Here is an 18,044-nt window from a genome sequence, read left to right as displayed (position 1 = left end):
TTGATAAAAGATAATCTGCTTGCGCTTTCTGGTCAGTTAAGCCAGGCAAAGACACTATTAATCTATTTGTAATTCTAATAGAAAAATAACCGGTTAAGTTATCTTAATCTGACTGGGCTTAAGACTAAACTGTTCAAATCCTTCCATAACCAAAGCCATTCGTTCTCTGAACTTTGGATTTTTTACATACGCACGGCCTTTATCCTGGTAGTAGTTAACGGTTGGCTCATCTTTCCACTGCATGAGCTCGCACATCGCCGCACGTATCCCGTTAGGAGCCCTTTGTATACCTTGGGCAATCAATGTGGCAGGAGCATAGGCCGAATAAACACAGGCAGCAAGTAGAATACTTTCATCCGTTTTATCCATTTCTGGAAAGGTATCCCGGATAGCGGAATAGATCATAGGTATAAATTTAATGTCTTTGAGCATTGGTGCGCACAGTATCTCAGCGGCCTTGTATGCTTCAGGGTTTGTTTTGGCTATAACTTTAGCCAGCGTGTCTAGATTTTTCATGCTTATTATGGGGTTGACAAAACAAATATAGTTATTAATTACTTTGCAATTCTAATATTCTGTATTAAAAAATAAGGGTTCTTTCGGCACATTCATATACTTCGGCCCTTTCTACCGTTTGATAAATGCCAGACTGCCGATTGAAGAATGTATCCTGGCAATCCATTACCTTTTCACCCATAGCCACTGTACCTATGAGTTCCCATGTTCCATTCTCACTGCTAAAATGGCTGGTTATGTATTCTCCGTTTGCTTTGATAATTTTGTTCATGTTGTTTATTTAAGAATTAATATTGGTGACGATAATAATTTATTTTATGGTTATAACTGTCGGGTTTTATTTTTTCTGCACTCTTATGCGACGCTACCGTCCAACCGTCACATTTTGATAAATTTTAAACGTATCAAACTGTATATAAAAATTTTAAAGCGGTGACGATAATCTACAACATCGTCATTTTTTGCAGCTGTACCGTCGCGAATCAGGCTATCGTCACCAACTATAATTGACATTACCATTAAAAGGGTGATTGATGATGCGTTAACTGATCTTCTACCAGGCTGAGTTCCTTTTCTAAAATAAAATACCTCCCCCTATGATCCCTGTCCTTATTGCTTTCTAAACCTTTATATATGGCATACTCCCCTATCCATTTAATAAATGTCCTGTTATGCATTGATTTATAAGACTTATATTCCAAAAGGAATTTCTCAATAATTTCACTGTTATAGATCCTTATTCCGGCTGCTAAATTCCCGTCCTCGCACCAATCGTAAAAGTCTTTGCTCGTAGACTGGATAAAACGCTTCGCAGCTGCATTGATAGATAAAGTGGTGCTCAGTCCATGATTTAAAAACTCTTGCAGGTTTGCCACCATATAGTTATCAAATTTGATCCATTCATCAGCCGCCCAACTGTCAAATAGTAGTTTACCGTACTCCGTTAAGGGGGTCACTTTATTATTAAAATATTGGTAAAATTCCAGTTCGTGCCGTCTGCGGTCGTGACTAATCCCAGCTCCATTAATCACATAATTAGTCGTAATCATGATCTTAGGTGAACGCTCAAAGGGTACAAATACTTCATCTTTATTTTTTCTGTTTACCGTAATCCCTTCAGTAATCAGGGAAAACAAAGTTTCAAAATCAAAATTCTTTTTTACATCATCAAATGCCAGGATCTGTGTATCCAGATTAACACGCTGATAGGTAAAATCTGATTTTTTCGGGTCAAATGTTTTTCCATCAATTTTAACTACGCGCTTAAAATGACTCAAAGCAGTGATCATTAAACTTTTTCCACTGCCACCATTAGGATTATCATCGATTTCCTGGTCATTAATAATGATGGAGGTTTGGTTAGACTTATCCTTATAAGAATGAATCAGGTAACCTAAAGTCCGCTCCAATCCTTTTATCCGTCCGGCATCTCCATTAGACACTTTCTCAATCAAGTCCTGAAAATTATTCCCATAATTTTCTACAGGAATAAAAACACGCGGTATGATCTGGTTCTCCCAGATATAACCTTCCGCATCTACGTATTCAATGAGTTCCACTTTATTTTTTGTCACCTTCACCAGGCCATTTAAAAATGGAATATAAGCAGTATGCCGGGTATCCCTGATCATTTCCAGGCTAATGCTGTCCAGCATATACAAATGGTTCTCATTAAACAGCAGAGATGACTTGCTGCAGAAATTCCAGATATTGATGAGATCATTCTTCAGCAGGTAAGAAAGCACCATATCCTTGATGGCTACCGTACTACACAGTTTTACTTTATTTTCACGGATATAAACAAAAGTGGGCATTTCCGCCTGTTCAGGAAAATACTTTTTAAACCCGTTCTTCATCAGAAACTGCGCATATTTGTAAGGCTCTATCGTAATAGTTTCTAAACCTTTTTTATCCACCCTTATCGTCCAGAAAGGATCAATGTTATCATAATTGTTCTTTATTTCATTGATGATTTCTTCTGATAAGCCAGTCAATTTTTTGATTTCAGGAACAGGGACCCCACTTTTTATTTTCTGCCTGATCACCTGCTCTTTCTTTTTATCTTCAAAAAACTTGGTACCAGGAACTGTACTTGAGTAAGCCGACCGAAATATACTTTGAAGTTCAGTTTCTTTGAAATCGCCAAACACAATATTATTTTGCACATAACCATAAGCGTAATCCCGTGAAACCCCGTACTCATTCAGGTTCTGGGCAAGGATAAAAAGATTATTATTTCTTGATCCTTCAACAAATCCAAATCTCTTTTCCCACCAAGCCAGTACCCTGACAAGGATTTCATCTTCTCGCTCAACAGGTACCAGCACAACCCTTTCCGAAACGTGATAACCAAAATCAGGCTCGATCTCCGTAAATTCCGCACATTCTTCGTTCAGATAGATGCCCGGATCAAAGCTTTCAAAGCAAACCCGCGAAAGATTACAGTTTTTTTCATCAAAATATGCCGACTTAATATAGGCCTGATAAGCTTTAAACCTGCGTTTATGTTCGTCTTTATTACTTTTTGGTATCCTGATCAGCTGTTTTAATCCATTCCCTCCGGGACTTATAAACAACATTAACGTATAGGGATCAGCCATCAAACGTCTGCGTTCATCCTCCATATCTTCAGGGGTTGGATATTTATCGTAATCAAGTATGCAGCATCCGGAATGTTCTTTTATAGAATGATCATTACGCGCTATAAATGTACCATTGAACATGATGGCTACTAAAGTTTTTTTAGTTGCTGCGATCTCCTCCTTATTTGTAGAAGTTCTGATTTTATCAATTTTAGAAATTAGTAACTCATTCCCATTTTTTATCCTGGTATACACATCCGCTAATGTCAAATCAAACGGCACGTCCTTGACTTCAAAAAGGCTTTTGAATACGCTTATTTTAGTGTTGAACGATTGTTTCATAGATAGGTAATGGGTTATTCCTTTTGTAATTTATTTTTGCAGCAATAAATAATTCAATTATTAATTGCTTTGAGATTCTAATAGAACTATAAACTACTGCTTCATCAGAATTTTCTGTGCCTGAAGGAGTAGTTTTTCCATTTCTATCTCTTCCTGTATCCTGATATATATCTTCCCAAGTCTGATCTGCGTTAAGTAATCCCTCCATCTGTAATAGCCAAACCTGAAATCCTGGGAAGTACGGCAGGCTTTTGCAGATCCGATGTCATAGGGTACTGGATAGATCGTTTTATATTTCATGGGCCTTAGACAAGATCTTGTTTTAACAGTTGTAACCTTCTTTAAGATCCGGCTACAGGATGCCACAGCGGCTGTACATACCTGATTAAATGACTCAGCAAGTTCCTGCCATGTGGCAGTCATCATCCAGTTCTCGTATTCAACGAGATCAGTTGGAACCTCAAAAAGTTTTTTCATGATTTAATTATTGTTAGGGATAGTCCGGCCTTTCGGCAAAATGCCCTTATTTATTTTCTTTCGTCAATATCTTATTGGCAACTACTTCACAGCGTCAACCGTTAATGCGATCGCTAAGCTAAAGACATTGTTGTATCCATTATATCGCTGCTTAACGGTTATCTGACTCGTCTTACTACGATAGCCAATTTTCCGTTGAACAATTCTTTTTTAGCGGAGTATGTCCTTTCAGGATACCTGAGTTTAAGTATTCCACTGATCACCGGTCTGATAGATGATCCTTTTTCAACCGGGAACCCTTTTCTGTTCTGCTCTCCAACCTCAACCTGTGAAATTAAGATAGGCCATGAAGTTCCTTTTACGGGAATAGCTAATTCTGTTGTTTTCATTGAATGATTTCTTCTTTTGTTCCGAATAAAAAAATTAGCTGACATTTGAGACATTGATGATTAAATGATTATGTTATCTTTGTTGCGATTGCACAATACAAATATAATATCATAAATGTAATATTTTGAATTATAATATCATATTTGTTATAATTAGTATTTAAATGACTGAAAATCAAGAGGAAAAAATATCAGACAGATTTAAAAAAGTCCGTCTATATTTTAGAAAAGGGCAAAAAGACTTTGCTTTGGGAGCTAATATTAAACAAAGTCAGGTATCTGAGATTGAAAATAACAAAAGAAATATCACATCATCGATCTATTTGGCATTGGAAGATGCTTATGGAATTAACCGAAAGTGGCTGGAAAGCGGGAATGGTGAGATGATCTTAAGTCCTAATCATGAAAACGCCAGAGACCTTGGAGAAGTAGGTCATCTAATAGAGCCTGGAGAAACTCCTTTTATTGATTTAGGAGAAGGAAAATATATAATGGTAGTACCATTAGTAAATGAATATGCATATGCCGGATATTTATCCGGTTATAAAGATCCCGAATATTTAGACGAATTACCGAAGCATACAATTATTGTGGACAAACATCATAAAGGCAGTTATAGAGCATTTGAAGTTGTTGGCGACTCCATGGATAACAACACCAACGAAAGTATTATGGACCGTAGCATAGCAACCGGAAGAGAGATACAACAGCATTTATGGACCAGCAAGTTTCATACGCACAGGTTTAAAGATTATGTGATCGTTCATAAAACACAGGGTATCATCATTAAAAGAATAATAAATCATGATGTTGAAACCGGAGTGATCACCTGTCATTCCCTCAATCCCAATAAGCAGCTTTATGCAGATTTTGATATACACCTGGACGATGTAAAGCAAATGTTCAACATTGTTGTGGTTACCCAAAAAAGATAATTATTCAACATCGTTTACTCATCCCACTTCACCCTCCTTCGGGAGGTTTTTATTTCAAAAAAATCATTGTAATTCTAATAGATTTAATATGACTAAAGAATCATCAGCAATTAAAGAAAGGCCTACATACGATAAAGATATCGCTAAAAGATTTGCCCAATTCCGCCTGAAATACATTGCAGATAGTCAGGCCCAGGCAGCCAGGGAACTGAAATGCAACCAGGCTAAAATATCACTGATCGAATCCGCAGGTCAAAGTGTAGATTATAAATTTGTAGCACTATTAATCAAAAAATACCAGCTCAATGCAGAATGGCTTTCTACTGGTATTGGGAATATGCGCCTAAAACAGGAGCCTCAAAAAGCAGGAGAACTGATTACCAATATTGCAGATCTGAAGAGCGAAATAGAAATTCTTAAGAAGGCGATCATGATCATGCAGGTTAACCAAAATCATTTTATCAAGGTAATCCAAAAATTTATGGATGAAAATAACAAATCATCAGATCTCTCTTAAAATCCGGCTACACTTCCTGGATTCCGACCTAACAGCGTCCATATCTTTCTAATGTAAGAGGCTGTTATTGTAGGCTTGTGATGATTTAACCCCTCTCCCACTTCAGAAATCCCTTGTTTAATAACTATAAGTATTTCAAAAAGCACTCTTATCAAGTGATCAATGCCAGATATTGCGGGGCATGGAATGATTCAAGCATATAACTGAGTTAGTCTGTAAAGAAAGAAGAACTATAAAATGGTTCTAATACCTAAAAAGCCCCAATGAAGGGGCTTTTATAGAGTGGAGAATACCGGATTCGAACCGGTCACCTCTTGCCTGCCAGGCAAGCGCTCTAGCCAAATGAGCTAATCCCCCGGGGTGGCAAAAGTAATTAAATTTGTATGGGTTGCAAATTATATTTGAAATAAGTGTCATTATAGGCTTTACACAGCAGTTAATCACGCTTAGAGCAATAGGTAAATCCACGCCGATTGGTGAAGCAACCACGTATATCGAGCCGTGCAAAAGGACACACCTCTTCCCTCTTTACTTACAACCTACACATAGTAAGTCACTTATACAAAGTGACATTCTTTTTCCATATACATTTGATAAAAAAAAATAATATGGCAATTTCTTCATTAGACACCCCCGATTCTAGCCTGGACAATTCACCTGTGGCCGGTACGATATTTACATCTGCCAAATACAGTAGTGCAAATAGGGCTACAGATACCACAATTGTAATCACGGAACTCATTGGATCCGATTTAAGTTTCTTTACTGCACATCGCGGAGTTGGAACCACTTTAACTGGCAATGCAACTGCAGCAGATGATCAATCTGTACAAGTTGACAACACAACAGGAACAGTTACTTTCTTCTCCCCTTTTTCTGACAACCAGGTTGAAATACTTTGGTTTGACTATAAGACTGGCAGCACTAACAATGGCGGTTTCCCAATAACTTTTGAATTCACATTTACATCATAAAATCATGACAACTATTCCTTCTTTATTAACAACTACAGATTTACCTGATCAGCAACCAAATGTTGCAGGTTCTTATACTCATACGCAGTATAATTTATTAAAGAATAGCCATTTGGCTTTACTTAATTTTGTATTATCATTAGTAGATCCGGCAACAGGTTTAATTCTTTCAGAATCACTCCCTGAAGAAAATCTTCTTGATAATTTCGATTCTACTCAATTTGCTGCATCAAGCGATGAAGTACCGGTAATTACGATTCCTGCATTGGGATCAGGACAAATACTATTACCTGCTGCTACTTTATCAGCTGGCACTCCTACATCAACAACAGTTCCTTTAACATGGACTGCTGTAGCTAATAGTGTAGGTTATCAACCTCAACAACTGATTGGTTCAACATGGACAAATGTAGGATCAGTAATTACGGCTCTTAGTCTAACTGTAACAGGTCTTACTGCTAGTACATCTTATTCATTTAAAGTTATAGCAGAACCGTCTACAGGATATACCGCCAGTACATCTAATGTAGTTACAGCAAGTACGATTGCTTCGGGTGGTACAACTCCTACAGTTTTAAGAACTCTAAGAATCAATTTACAGTCCGAATTTGCTGGTGCTCCATCTACAGGTTCTGTGATTTGGAATAACTTGAATCCTGTCAGTTCTTTAATTACTGCAGCTAATGGATATACAAGTGGATTCTTAAATACTGATGCCGGAGTAGCCACTACTGCTAAACTTTCTAATGTTACAGCGTTCTCAGGAGCTACTGCAGCCGTTACGGACTCTGCTAATATTACCAACTCTTTATATCCTATAGAAATTGTGAATACCGGATGGGAATTTGATGACTTAGCTACAAACTACGGGCTTAAAATTGTAGGTTTAGATCCTACAAAATTCTATCAAATATTAGCTGCATCAGCATCTATTGGAAGTTCTGCAGATGTTTCACAGTATATATCTGGCTCTACTACAGTCAATCAGAATACCTTTAATAACTTTGGTACAAATGGAGATAATGAGTTGACAAGTACTTATTATTCTAAATTAGCCAATATACAAACGGACTCTAGTGGTGTTTTGACATTTGGAGTGAAAGGTGTTGCTGGAAGATATGATAAGTTCCTAACTACATTATTAATTCAAGAAACTAATATAGCTGGATAATGGAAGTAAATATAAGTGTTCAATTAAATACAGGCACTGCTACATCTTCAATTCCTAATTTCAAATATAATAAATCTAAACAGATTATTATGGAATTTGATGATGCTGCTGCAACTTCTGTGACAGCTTTTTCTAAATTACAACAGACGTTCTATACAGATGGGTGTGGTAATAATAAGAATTATGGACTAGGATTAGCAGTAAATGGTAGAAACCAATATGATAACGTTGAGATGGGTTTAAGTTCAACATGGGCTACGTACTCTCAAAGAGCTGCTATGATACCATATGGTTTGGATATTATGAATCATTCATATTATCACGAACCTGATGGCAACTTTAATTACGGTTCTGATGTAGTTAGGAATGTAACAGAGCTTAATGCTATGATCCTGGCAAATGAGGCTTACCAGATGAATTGTTTAATTGTCCCTACAGCAGAAACAGGTTTTATGACAGCTGCTGCTAACTTGGGATATATAGGCGGAGGTTCAGAAGGGACATTTGATACTTTTACTCCTGAAGGATTATATAATCCTCAAGGAAGTATAACTAATCTTCCTGCATCAACTTACCAAGCTATACGAAGAGAGTTCTCTGATACTTGGGACAATACCGGATCTCAGTGGGATTTGATGAATAATCTTATGGCTTCCGGAGCTATATATAACTTTTTTGAGATAGGTACTCATGGATTATATACCCCAGATGCTATTGCTAACTTTAATAGTTGGATAGATTCTATTGTCACACAAAGTAATGATACAACCATCTTTAGTAGTCTTAGAGAGTTTTTAGAATATAACCATATTAGACAACATGTTACTAAAACGGAAACTATAGTTGGAAATGTTCTGAATATAAAGCTGGATTATTCTAGTGTACCTAATCAAAATATCAGATGGTTTGATACATCTTTATTATTATCAGAAGGCACAATATCAAGTGTTACAGTTGATGATAGTAGTTTTAACGTGTCATATAATCCCGCCACAAAATTAGTTAATGTAGCTAAACAGAAACAAGTATGGGGAACTATTACTCCTCCTGATCCAAGTACTGTATTATGGAGACCAGCTAGAAGATATTTTGTAGCTACCGTCCCTTCGACTCCTACTGATCCTGGCGAGGATGCTATTAATGCTTTCTTTGATAACAGATATATTGCAGCTAATAGTTTAACAGCATCAAGTGTTAAGGTTACTGATGGAGATTTAATCATAACAATACCTGATGAAATTGGTGACAAGCCAATGATAAAGACTGCTATTGACGGTTATCCAACTGCTAACTTAACCCATGATGGTACTCATTATAGATCTGCAGGTAAGTATGCGCAATTCTACAATGAGACCGGTAATAAATTTCAAAGCGCATTCTTCACGGAGAGTAAACCATGGCCAAGATTACACTCATTAGTTGCTATTCAACAAAAGTTTAACACTTATGAAGCAAGTACAAATGGGTATTTCACTTATTATATAGGAGATTTTGGAGATACCACAATTAGAATTAGAGGAGAAGCAGCAACAGGGGAACCTGCTGTTTACACCTTTAATGTCGGATTTCCTGTAAGACAAAACTATCACTTATTGTTAACTTATGAGATTGATGACGTAGGAGTAAAAGCCACTTTATGGGTAAATGGGGTAAATGCTGGCGTTGCTTATGCTGTAGATGCTACTCGATTAGATATGCCAGATCATGAAATGGGGCCAGATACCAATTCACAAAACTTTGGATTTATAGAACAAGGGTTTAAGTATGGTTCTATTCCATCAGATGCTGATAGAGCAAATTTAATAGCGCTTATACAAGCTAAGTATAACATTGGAGGTTTAGTCCAGTTACCAGTTGCCGACAACTTAATGTTAGTACAATCAGGAACTCAATATACAACTAGTTATACTTTTAGTAACCCTTTAGGATTCCCAGAAGATGTTTCTAGACGAAGTATTAAGTATGTAGCTATTAATGATCACGTACAGACTGGTACATATCTAACAGCAGTAGAAAATATGATGTCTTGGAATTCTAATGACTTCCCTCTTCCTGCTAACTTTACTTTGTTTGTAGTAGAAGCTATTGTTTATGATACACAGGGAAATGTTTTCCATATTCCTGAGAGAAAAGGAGTAACAACATAAAATTATTAAAAAAATGTTAGCTCTATTGCTGCTGTCCAATAGTATCGCCTTTGGACAGCAGCCTAATACAAATTCCACGAAAGGTCTAGAAGCTGGTTAGTTTCTAAACCTTTCTGCTTTAGCGAATCTTTCAATACAGGATTAAATCTTGTATAGGCAATACAGGGTAAAGCATTGCTTGGGTTGTGGTCGGGGTAATTCCAGTCTGATTCCGATCTGAGTCCAATACAACTCCAATATTTTACAGGAAAACATTGGAGTAGCATTGGACTCACTTTGCTGGGAAATTGGAATTACCCCGAGCACAACCCGAACAAAACCCCTTTAAATCCTACGTACCCCCCATATTCTATCATACATTTAATTCACAACAAAACTGCTTGTTCCATAGATCATTCCTTTACTACTTACCCCCTGCACTAAAATTTTAAACTGGCCGGCAATGCTGCCTGTTAAAAACGACAAATCACCTGTTCCGATTTCATTGATGATCAGGCCTGGCTTCCAAAGCAAAGTAGAAAAATATTGTGGTGCCGAAAATGAAGCAGGGTCCTCCCCTGCGCCATAGAACTCCTGGGAGAGATAGATGCCCTTAATTTTAAGTAATGATCCGGGCTCTTCCTCCACACGGCATCCTGTATAAAGTGTTTCAGAAATCGGATACACCTTGTAACGCTGACCTTTAACCGGTTGTGTGTTATCAACCTCTCCCATATGAAAAGGACAATTGAGAAATCCATAACGGCATACATAATTACCACATTCATTTGAACCTAATTTTTTTAAACCGTATATCTCTGAATCTGCTTTTCTCGCTTTAATTTTCACTTCCTTCAGGGAAATCACATTTTTATACCCCGGCAATACCAGGTCTTTGCTGTTTTGCGAATATTGCGCCTTACCAATGGGCAGCCATTCTATCTCTTCAGCAGCCTTTTGACTGCCGGCAGATGCTGAATCAATATACTCTATTGAATAATTGTATTTATCGTTCTTATTCACCATAAAAGTCACCCTACGTCCTTCAGCCGTCAGTACCTGTTCGGGTGTCAACAAAAAGGTTCCATCACTTTGCGTATCTATTATATTTATGGAAGAATCCCGGAACATACTTACCGTAACAGGTTTTTTCAAAGGTTTCGATTTAAAAAGCACTCGTCCCCTCATCGCTGAAACGATAATTTTCTGCAAAGTATCCTTCGGGGACACCCCTATTAATTCCGGCCAGGTATATCTTCGCCAGCCTTTCACCAGCAATATATTTTCCAGGTAGTCTTTATCATTGGCTGTCTTTCCCAATGGATCAAGGGGCAAAACTCCTAAATCATGGTTCAAATACACATAATTTTCTATATTCTGCTGCTTACTGATCTCGAGACGGTTACCCTGTACAACAGCCACAGAAACAATCCCTTGAACAGGATGCCCCTGCTCATCCCTGAATTGGAACTTAAGATGGACCTTTTCATTTTTATGGTAAGACGGTTGATCGCTTTTAATCACTGCCGTTACTCTTTGATCACTATGGACATATATCAGTCGTTCAGCAAGAGGCCTTCCAATACTATCCAGCACCGTAATGGCAGCAACCCCTTTCGGTAAAGCCGACAAAACAAAAGTGATCTTTTTACCGGAAGCTTGTACTCTCGCCTGAAAATGAACAAATAACTGCCGGTAATTATGAATCAACACTTGTACATTTCTGACAGACTTACTTGAAAACTCAACAGACAAGCTATCTTTCACCGCAGCGTTCCTGACATGCAAGACTAAACCATCTTCTAAAACCGCAGGAAGCCGGAATACGGTATCTTTTATTTCCCTTGAAATTACCCTGACCGTATAAATACTTTTAAAAACAGGTTTTATCTTAAAAGAACCAATCCCATAGCTATTGGTACTGATTGTATCTACAGGAAGCTGATCACGGTATAGAACGGCACTTAGCGACAGCGGCAGATGCCTGGCATCCCTGGTCTCCCAGCCCACTGTATTTTCAAGTCCCTCTGCCAGGTATCCGCCTTCAGGAAAAAATCTGACATCTGTTTTTTTGGTATTCACCTGAGGAAGATTTAAGCTTAAATATTGTATTTCTTTTTGATAATTGATGGAAGTAAGAAGAACCGGACTGGCCTGATCCAGCTGGGAGGAGGGAATCTCCATGATAAAAGTGTTCGCCTTTAAGATGGCCGATTTGGAAGCGCTGTTCCCTACACTGTATCGAACCGTAACTTTTTCTTTAGGATCTTTGACATTCACTGTCACTTTGGCTCGGATCATTCCATTGGTAACCGCTGTTTCCAGCGAATTCAATTCAGCACTGAAAGCTTGTTCTGTTATACTTTTGATAATCAGACCCTGGGTAAAAACCGTAAGAGGCATCCCATTTTTATCGAGCACATTTGTTGTGGCCTGAAGTTGATAGTTTCCAGGCGGGATAGAATCAGGCAATATTAAACTGCCAAAACACAGTCCATCCTGCATCAGATATTGATTCAGCAAAAAAACTTTTTTTTCATTTTCTTTGATCAGTGCGATAGATAAAACGGAGTGCTCACTGAAATTTCCGGCTACAGTTCTGATCAGATAACCGCTAAACCAGATTGTTTCATTATTGGTATATACTGTTTTATCGGTATGGACAAATAACAAATTATCAGGATGGGCCTTCGAATAGACAGCAAACTTTTCCAGGAAGATATCAGTATTTAACGCCGCTTCCTGCGCATGGATGTTGCCAATACTTAAATATAAAATCAGAAAACATACAATTCTTAAAAACATATAATACGTTAATAAAGAGCACCCGTTTACAATTAAAGATACTTTACTTTATCGTTTTATCACTTGCATAACCTATGAAATTGATTTATATTTATTGCATTGCTCATATGCATAAAATTTTTACGAAACTTGCACCAGTTAATCATTAAATCTTTACTATAAATGAATTTTACTCCTTCTACCATTATCATCTTATTAGTAGTTGCCGCTGCCATCATCTATCTGATCGCTGTATTAAGAAGAACCCAGCAATTCCCTTTTGCAAAAGCCCTCAATCTTTCCTATACAAAAGATATGCTGGAGGCAGATGAATATAAAAAAAGCTTAAGTCCTATCCTGGAGGAAATTGAAACGCAGCAAGTTGCTAAGTTTATCAGACACTGGTCGGATAAGTTTGAAAGTAAAAATTTGACCGTCAACGATGTTGAAAGTCTAAATGCACAAATTGCTGCTGGTGCTTCAAATCAGGTAAATGGTATTTTAGCAATCCATCCCGATGGAAGGAAAATGTTTAATCTGATTAACGAAGATTTAAAGTTAAAGACAGCAACGGTAGCTTAATCGTTACAGCAGACTAACTGGACTTAAAAAGATCTTCATCAAACATTTGACAAGGATTAACTGTTTAATTTTCTATAAGTAAACAATTACTTTATAACCGTTTAACCAAAAAAACCTAGTATGAATATCAAAAATTTAAAAACAGGATTGCTGGTTTTCAGCTTCCTTCTGGTGTCAAATGCGATGTCGGCCCAGGGTGTTAAAGCAAGCCCCGCAGCAACAGCAAAAGGTACCATCAATGGCGCCAACATTACCATTAAATACAGTAGTCCGGCTGTTAAAGGGCGCAAAATCTGGGGCGGCCTGGTTCCTTACGACCAGGTATGGAGAGCCGGAGCGAACGAGGCCACTGTATTTACCACGGATAAAAAGATAATGGTCGACGGCAAAGCTCTGCCTGCCGGTTCTTACAGCATCTATGCCATTCCGGGCGAAAAGACCTGGAAAATCATCTTTAATTCGGAAACCGGACAGTGGGGAATTTCAAAAGAAGGATCTACACGCGTACCGGCTAAAGATGTCCTTACCGCAACCGTTAGCCCAATGAAGACTAAAACCATGGAAGAACGCCTGCAATACCTGGTAACTCCTAAAGGTATCGCACTGGTATGGGAAAACCTGATGGTGCCTGTTGCGATAAAATAACTCATCATCTCTAAAAAGCCCTGCCCTCCCTGAGTAAAACTACACCAGTAAAGGCAGGGCTTTTATATGTCTATGAAATTTATAACGGAAAAAATTTTCCTACACTATATTCATAGTTCTTTTGTATTAAATAAAAGGTTTTTTTAGCTTTGCCGACGAGATGGCGGGCCAAAACTGACGCCTGGAAATTACAAAATGGAGAACGTAAAATATAGAGATGCAACGCTCTCAGATTTAGATCATATAGTTCAAATATATAACTCTACAATTTCATCGAGAATGGTTACGGCAGATACAGAACCCGTAACTATAGAAAGCCGTTTAAAATGGTTTGATGACCATTCGTCAGATAAACGACCACTGTGGGTTATTGAAAACGAAGTTCAGCAGATCGTAGGATGGATGAGTTTTCAATCCTTTTATGGAAGACCGGCCTATAATGGAACGGTAGAAATAAGCATATACCTGGATGAGCAGCAAAGAGGTAAAGGCCTGGGAAAACAAGTACTGCAGCACGCGATAGATACCTGCCCTGGCTTAGGGATAAAAACGCTGCTTGGTTTTATATTCTCTCACAATGAACCAAGCTTAAAATTATTCAGGAGTTTTGGTTTTGAGGACTGGGCTACCTTACCCGACGTAGCCATATTGGATGATCAGGAAAGAAGCCTCACCATAGTGGGTAAGCGAATAGCCTCCTGATCCAAAGGAATCTGTCAGAAAAGTAATTATTAACATTTCTCTTTTGAAAGTACGAAATTCAACCAGATATAAGCTGTTATTATTTTTATTTATCGGATCTCTTTTAGCTGGCTGTAAAAGAAATGGCGTGATAAATGGTGAAAATTATACGTTAACGGCAGTCGACAACAGCAGGAATTTATATTTGCAAAGCAGGAAATTCTCAGGTGTGATATTCGCACATCATTCTACAGATTTTAACAAAAAGAAAACCCGAAGGTTTACCCCTTCGGCGAAAGAAATATTCAAAGCCGAGCAGATCTTTCAAAATTACCTGCGGCTAAACAAAGCCGGAGAAGATGGCATTAAAGTTAATTCCAGCCTGATCCAAGCCCCTTTCAATTATTACCGGCAATATCTCGGTTACTATAATGAACAGGGGCAAAAGACTATATTTTTTAATTGTCTCCTGAAAAGATCTGCAGGATCAGAATGGAAAAGATCTGAACTGGCCTTCAGAGATGGAGAAAATAATTGCTTCAGTATCCTGGTTAATATCCATAGGCAAAGCTGTTCGTCTTTCACATTAAATGGAGGGAATAAGGTTATCAATTAATATGAGTTTAACCAAACATTTTATGGGTCATATCTCTTTTATATCAAATCCATAAAACACAAGAGGATAAAATAAATATCAAAAGATATTTTAATGTTGCTTGTCAATGATATAAAAAATGAAACGAACATTTAGATTTTATAAAACAGAAGAACAAAAGTGGTATGTTGATATACCAGAATGGACAAAGTCAATTGCCGATCTGGAAATGGTAGAGGGAGCAGATGCAATGCTTGATATTGCCTCCGGTCATACCAATGAATGTTATCTGACAATGAGTGATGAACCTTTTGAAGGAGCTGATGTCATCAAATTAGTTATCGACAGGTCAAACCGCGTTCTTGGTGGCGGAGATTATATTATGGAAGCCTGTAAAGGTAAGGTCATTGATCAAAAACTCTGGTTATGCACCGTTACCGTTGATGTATTTGGAAACTTACCCAAAGAAATTTATGTAGGATATCCGGAAAAATCAAGTTAGCCGAATCCAGAGATTTATTGTATTCCAACAGTTCCGGCATAGGACCTGCATCGAGACTAATGTCCATGTTAAACCATGTAAACCAATTCCAATTGAGGACACCATGTGAAGTTTAAACCATACGGTTTTGCTGAATTGTGAAGCGAAATCAGTTAGGATAAATTATTGTTGGGGAACTAATCCGAAAATATGTTCTTTTTTTGTGAAGCTTAAGGCGTATAAGACAATCCGATAATGAAGCATAAACGATCCTGCCTTCAACAAAGTTCAACGGACCTTTCACCTGAGTTTAGCCTGAGTTTGGAACGGGTTTGGGACGGGTTTGGAACGGGTCAGGAACGGGTTTCCGACGAATTTTCCCCGTTCCAAACACGCCGGAAACTCGACGGAAACACGTTTTAAACTCAGGCTAAACCCGGGCAGAAGTCCGGTCAATCTTCGTTAAATAAAGACCCAGTCATCCTTCAAACCCGTCTCCATATTCACTGAGGATTCTATAACACAATTTTGATCTTTTTTTTGAGGGAAGAGGAGCTCGATCTTCCAGGAGAATAATTATCTTTATCTTAAGATGATCATTGCAGCTGCCCAAACCATACCAAAACAAGAAAACATTAAAGACCATTGCAGATGGATTGAACTGGCCGCTGCTCATCAGGTTCAGTTACTAATCTTTCCTGAATTATCTTTAACGGGTTATCAAAGGGAAAAAGCAGAAGAACTGTCTTTTGTACCTGATGACCCAAGATTAAAACCATTACAGGAACTGGCAATCAAACACGAGATGATCGTTATTGCAGGTGCGCCTATACAACTACCCTCCGGATTACATATTGGATCATTTATTCTATTCCCGGATCGTTCAATCTTACTATATACCAAGCAATTTCTACATGATGGCGAGGAGCTTTATTTTGTCCCCGGCAACCTGCACAACCCTCAACTTAAGTTGGAAGGAGAATCTTTTTCATTAGCAATCTGCGCAGATCTGGAAAACCCCGCTCATCCGGAGAACGCGTCTAAAACAAAAAGCACTGCTTACCTGACCAGCATATTTTATACCCCAAACGGAATTGCAGGAGGCCTCAGCAAGTTGCAAAATTACGCAGCAAAGTATTCTTTTAATGTTTTGATGGCTAACTACGGGGGCGATTCTTATGGAATGCAGTCTGGCGGTCAAAGTTCTTTCTGGACAAATGCAGGGGAACAAAAAGCAACCCTTAACTTTTCAGGAGAAGGGCTGATTATTGCAGAGAAAAATAATACGGAATGGACAGCCAGAATTGTAACTGCTTAAACAACCAGGCAGTTTAATAATTCACATAAGATTCATCAAAAGTTCCATCCGAATACAGATCTATCAATCCATACCCCGGCGCAGTCTGTCTCCTGTTACCTTCCCACCAGGCGCCACTTACAGCACCATCACAGATATAAGTTACATTGTTATACACGACTTTATCTCTCAAATGAATATGACCACTTAAACAAAGTTTTACATTTGGATGCTGGTAAAACAGGTTAATGATTTTGGAGGTATCAGTATGCATATCACCGCCTGTCATTACCCATTTATTAACAATATCATCCTCAATCATTAACACAGAAGTCAACAATGGAATATGCGACATTACCAGTACAGGAGTAGTGGAATCTGTAGTTTTGAGTTCATTTTCAAGCCACGCAAATTGTTCGTCACCTAATTTTCCAATGTACCAGGTATTATCAATATCTAAATGCACGCTGTCCAGAATAATAAACTTCCAGCCATTCTTCATAAAACTATGGTATGGCTTAACCATTTCCAGCTGGTTCATGGAATATTGCTTTCCATAAAAAGTCTGTCCTTTACTATTCTCATTCCACCAGATATCATGATTTCCTAGACAGTACTGTACGGGCAGGCTATTTTCAGATTTCAACAGTGATTTCATCAGTTTCCACTGGTCATCAATTGTATTGATGTTTTCTTTGTTCATATCAAAGACTACATCCCCACCGTTTAAAATGAAATCTACTTTAGGATGCTGCTGCTGCACATGGTGAAGACACTTCACAAATTTAGCGGGTGCATCAAATTTATTCTTTAAATGTATATCGGTAAGGTGTGCAATTCGCAGAACTGAATGTTTTTCTGCCGCAGCTTTGCTAAAAGTTGCAGACGGAGCTAATAGTAAGGCTCCAATACTTTTAAGCGCTATTCTTCTTTCCATGTTTCAAATAATT

The 18,044-nt window shown here is 38.0% G+C and carries 18 protein-coding genes and 1 tRNA gene; 11 read left to right on the top strand and 8 right to left on the bottom strand.

The annotated features are described in order from the left end of the window. Nucleotides 1-93: 93 nt before the first annotated feature. The 5 genes from GSQ84_RS12815 to GSQ84_RS12795 form a co-directional block, all read right to left on the bottom strand. On the bottom strand, nucleotides 94-516 hold the full coding sequence (locus GSQ84_RS12815) for a hypothetical protein (protein ID WP_158797668.1): 423 nt from the start codon (nucleotides 514-516) through the stop codon (nucleotides 94-96). 64 nt (nucleotides 517-580) lie between these two features. Then, nucleotides 581-787, bottom strand: a complete 207-nt coding sequence (locus GSQ84_RS12810; protein ID WP_158797667.1) for a hypothetical protein — start codon at nucleotides 785-787, stop codon at nucleotides 581-583. A gap of 247 nt (nucleotides 788-1,034) precedes the next feature. Next, nucleotides 1,035-3,440: a BT4734/BF3469 family protein gene (locus tag GSQ84_RS12805; protein ID WP_158797666.1), complete on the bottom strand. Its 2,406-nt coding sequence runs from the start codon at nucleotides 3,438-3,440 to the stop codon at nucleotides 1,035-1,037. Nucleotides 3,441-3,533: 93 nt separating this feature from the next. Next, nucleotides 3,534-3,917, bottom strand: a complete 384-nt coding sequence (locus GSQ84_RS12800; RefSeq protein ID WP_158797665.1) for a hypothetical protein — start codon at nucleotides 3,915-3,917, stop codon at nucleotides 3,534-3,536. Between the two features lie 158 nt (nucleotides 3,918-4,075). Further along, complete coding sequence (locus GSQ84_RS12795) at nucleotides 4,076-4,306, bottom strand: hypothetical protein (protein ID WP_158797664.1); 231 nt, start codon at nucleotides 4,304-4,306, stop codon at nucleotides 4,076-4,078. A gap of 164 nt (nucleotides 4,307-4,470) precedes the next feature. Between GSQ84_RS12795 and GSQ84_RS12790 the strand changes: the two genes are divergently transcribed. Both GSQ84_RS12790 and GSQ84_RS12785 read left to right on the top strand, forming a co-directional pair. Then, nucleotides 4,471-5,241, top strand: coding sequence for a helix-turn-helix transcriptional regulator (locus GSQ84_RS12790; protein ID WP_158797663.1), 771 nt, complete (start codon nucleotides 4,471-4,473; stop codon nucleotides 5,239-5,241). Between the two features lie 88 nt (nucleotides 5,242-5,329). Further along, nucleotides 5,330-5,758, top strand: coding sequence for a hypothetical protein (locus GSQ84_RS12785; protein WP_158797662.1), 429 nt, complete (start codon nucleotides 5,330-5,332; stop codon nucleotides 5,756-5,758). 283 nt (nucleotides 5,759-6,041) lie between these two features. Here GSQ84_RS12785 and GSQ84_RS12780 read toward each other — a convergent pair. Further along, a tRNA-Ala gene (locus GSQ84_RS12780) sits at nucleotides 6,042-6,115 on the bottom strand. 251 nt (nucleotides 6,116-6,366) lie between these two features. Between GSQ84_RS12780 and GSQ84_RS12775 the strand changes: the two genes are divergently transcribed. The 3 genes from GSQ84_RS12775 to GSQ84_RS12765 are packed head-to-tail and all read left to right on the top strand — an operon-like array spanning nucleotide 6,367 to nucleotide 10,050. Then, complete coding sequence (locus tag GSQ84_RS12775) at nucleotides 6,367-6,732, top strand: hypothetical protein (RefSeq protein WP_158797661.1); 366 nt, start codon at nucleotides 6,367-6,369, stop codon at nucleotides 6,730-6,732. Nucleotides 6,733-6,736: 4 nt separating this feature from the next. Beyond that, a complete protein-coding gene (locus GSQ84_RS12770; protein WP_158797660.1) occupies nucleotides 6,737-7,903 on the top strand; it encodes a fibronectin type III domain-containing protein in 1,167 nt (388 codons plus the stop codon). Next, a complete protein-coding gene (locus tag GSQ84_RS12765) occupies nucleotides 7,903-10,050 on the top strand; it encodes a hypothetical protein (protein ID WP_158797659.1) in 2,148 nt (715 codons plus the stop codon). Before GSQ84_RS12770 ends, GSQ84_RS12765 begins: the two co-directional genes overlap by 1 nt. 360 nt (nucleotides 10,051-10,410) lie before the next feature. On the opposite strand, the gene GSQ84_RS12760 is transcribed toward GSQ84_RS12765, so the two are convergent. Further along, nucleotides 10,411-12,834, bottom strand: a complete 2,424-nt coding sequence (locus tag GSQ84_RS12760) for a hypothetical protein (RefSeq protein ID WP_158797658.1) — start codon at nucleotides 12,832-12,834, stop codon at nucleotides 10,411-10,413. A 162-nt stretch (nucleotides 12,835-12,996) separates the two neighbouring features. Here GSQ84_RS12760 and GSQ84_RS12755 point away from each other — a divergent pair, with 162 nt between their 5' ends. The 6 genes from GSQ84_RS12755 (at nucleotide 12,997) to GSQ84_RS12730 (ending at nucleotide 17,115) form a co-directional block, all read left to right on the top strand. Further along, nucleotides 12,997-13,395 (top strand): hypothetical protein, encoded by a 399-nt coding sequence (locus GSQ84_RS12755; RefSeq protein WP_158797657.1) that lies wholly within the window; start codon nucleotides 12,997-12,999, stop codon nucleotides 13,393-13,395. Nucleotides 13,396-13,515: 120 nt separating this feature from the next. Then, nucleotides 13,516-14,040, top strand: coding sequence for a DUF2911 domain-containing protein (locus GSQ84_RS12750; RefSeq protein WP_158797656.1), 525 nt, complete (start codon nucleotides 13,516-13,518; stop codon nucleotides 14,038-14,040). Between the two features lie 195 nt (nucleotides 14,041-14,235). Next, complete coding sequence (locus GSQ84_RS12745; RefSeq protein ID WP_158797655.1) at nucleotides 14,236-14,742, top strand: GNAT family N-acetyltransferase; 507 nt, start codon at nucleotides 14,236-14,238, stop codon at nucleotides 14,740-14,742. Between the two features lie 43 nt (nucleotides 14,743-14,785). Further along, nucleotides 14,786-15,337, top strand: a complete 552-nt coding sequence (locus GSQ84_RS12740; protein WP_158797654.1) for a hypothetical protein — start codon at nucleotides 14,786-14,788, stop codon at nucleotides 15,335-15,337. 118 nt (nucleotides 15,338-15,455) lie between these two features. Next, the gene (locus tag GSQ84_RS12735; RefSeq protein ID WP_158797653.1) at nucleotides 15,456-15,818 is read left to right on the top strand and encodes a DUF6717 family protein; all 363 of its coding nucleotides are present in this window, start codon (nucleotides 15,456-15,458) and stop codon (nucleotides 15,816-15,818) included. A gap of 571 nt (nucleotides 15,819-16,389) precedes the next feature. Then, a complete protein-coding gene (locus GSQ84_RS12730) occupies nucleotides 16,390-17,115 on the top strand; it encodes a carbon-nitrogen hydrolase family protein (protein WP_158797652.1) in 726 nt (241 codons plus the stop codon). Between the two features lie 13 nt (nucleotides 17,116-17,128). Here the strand turns inward: GSQ84_RS12730 and GSQ84_RS12725 are convergent, their stop codons facing one another. Continuing rightward, on the bottom strand, nucleotides 17,129-18,031 hold the full coding sequence (locus tag GSQ84_RS12725) for a metallophosphoesterase (protein WP_158797651.1): 903 nt from the start codon (nucleotides 18,029-18,031) through the stop codon (nucleotides 17,129-17,131). Between the last annotated feature and the right edge of the window lie 13 nt (nucleotides 18,032-18,044).

Origin of the sequence: Pedobacter sp. L105 (assembly GCF_009765875.1) — a bacterium.
Classification (GTDB): domain Bacteria; phylum Bacteroidota; class Bacteroidia; order Sphingobacteriales; family Sphingobacteriaceae; genus Pedobacter.
The sequence above is the reverse complement of the archived record's forward strand: the minus strand, read 5'-3'. Positions and strand labels throughout refer to the sequence as shown.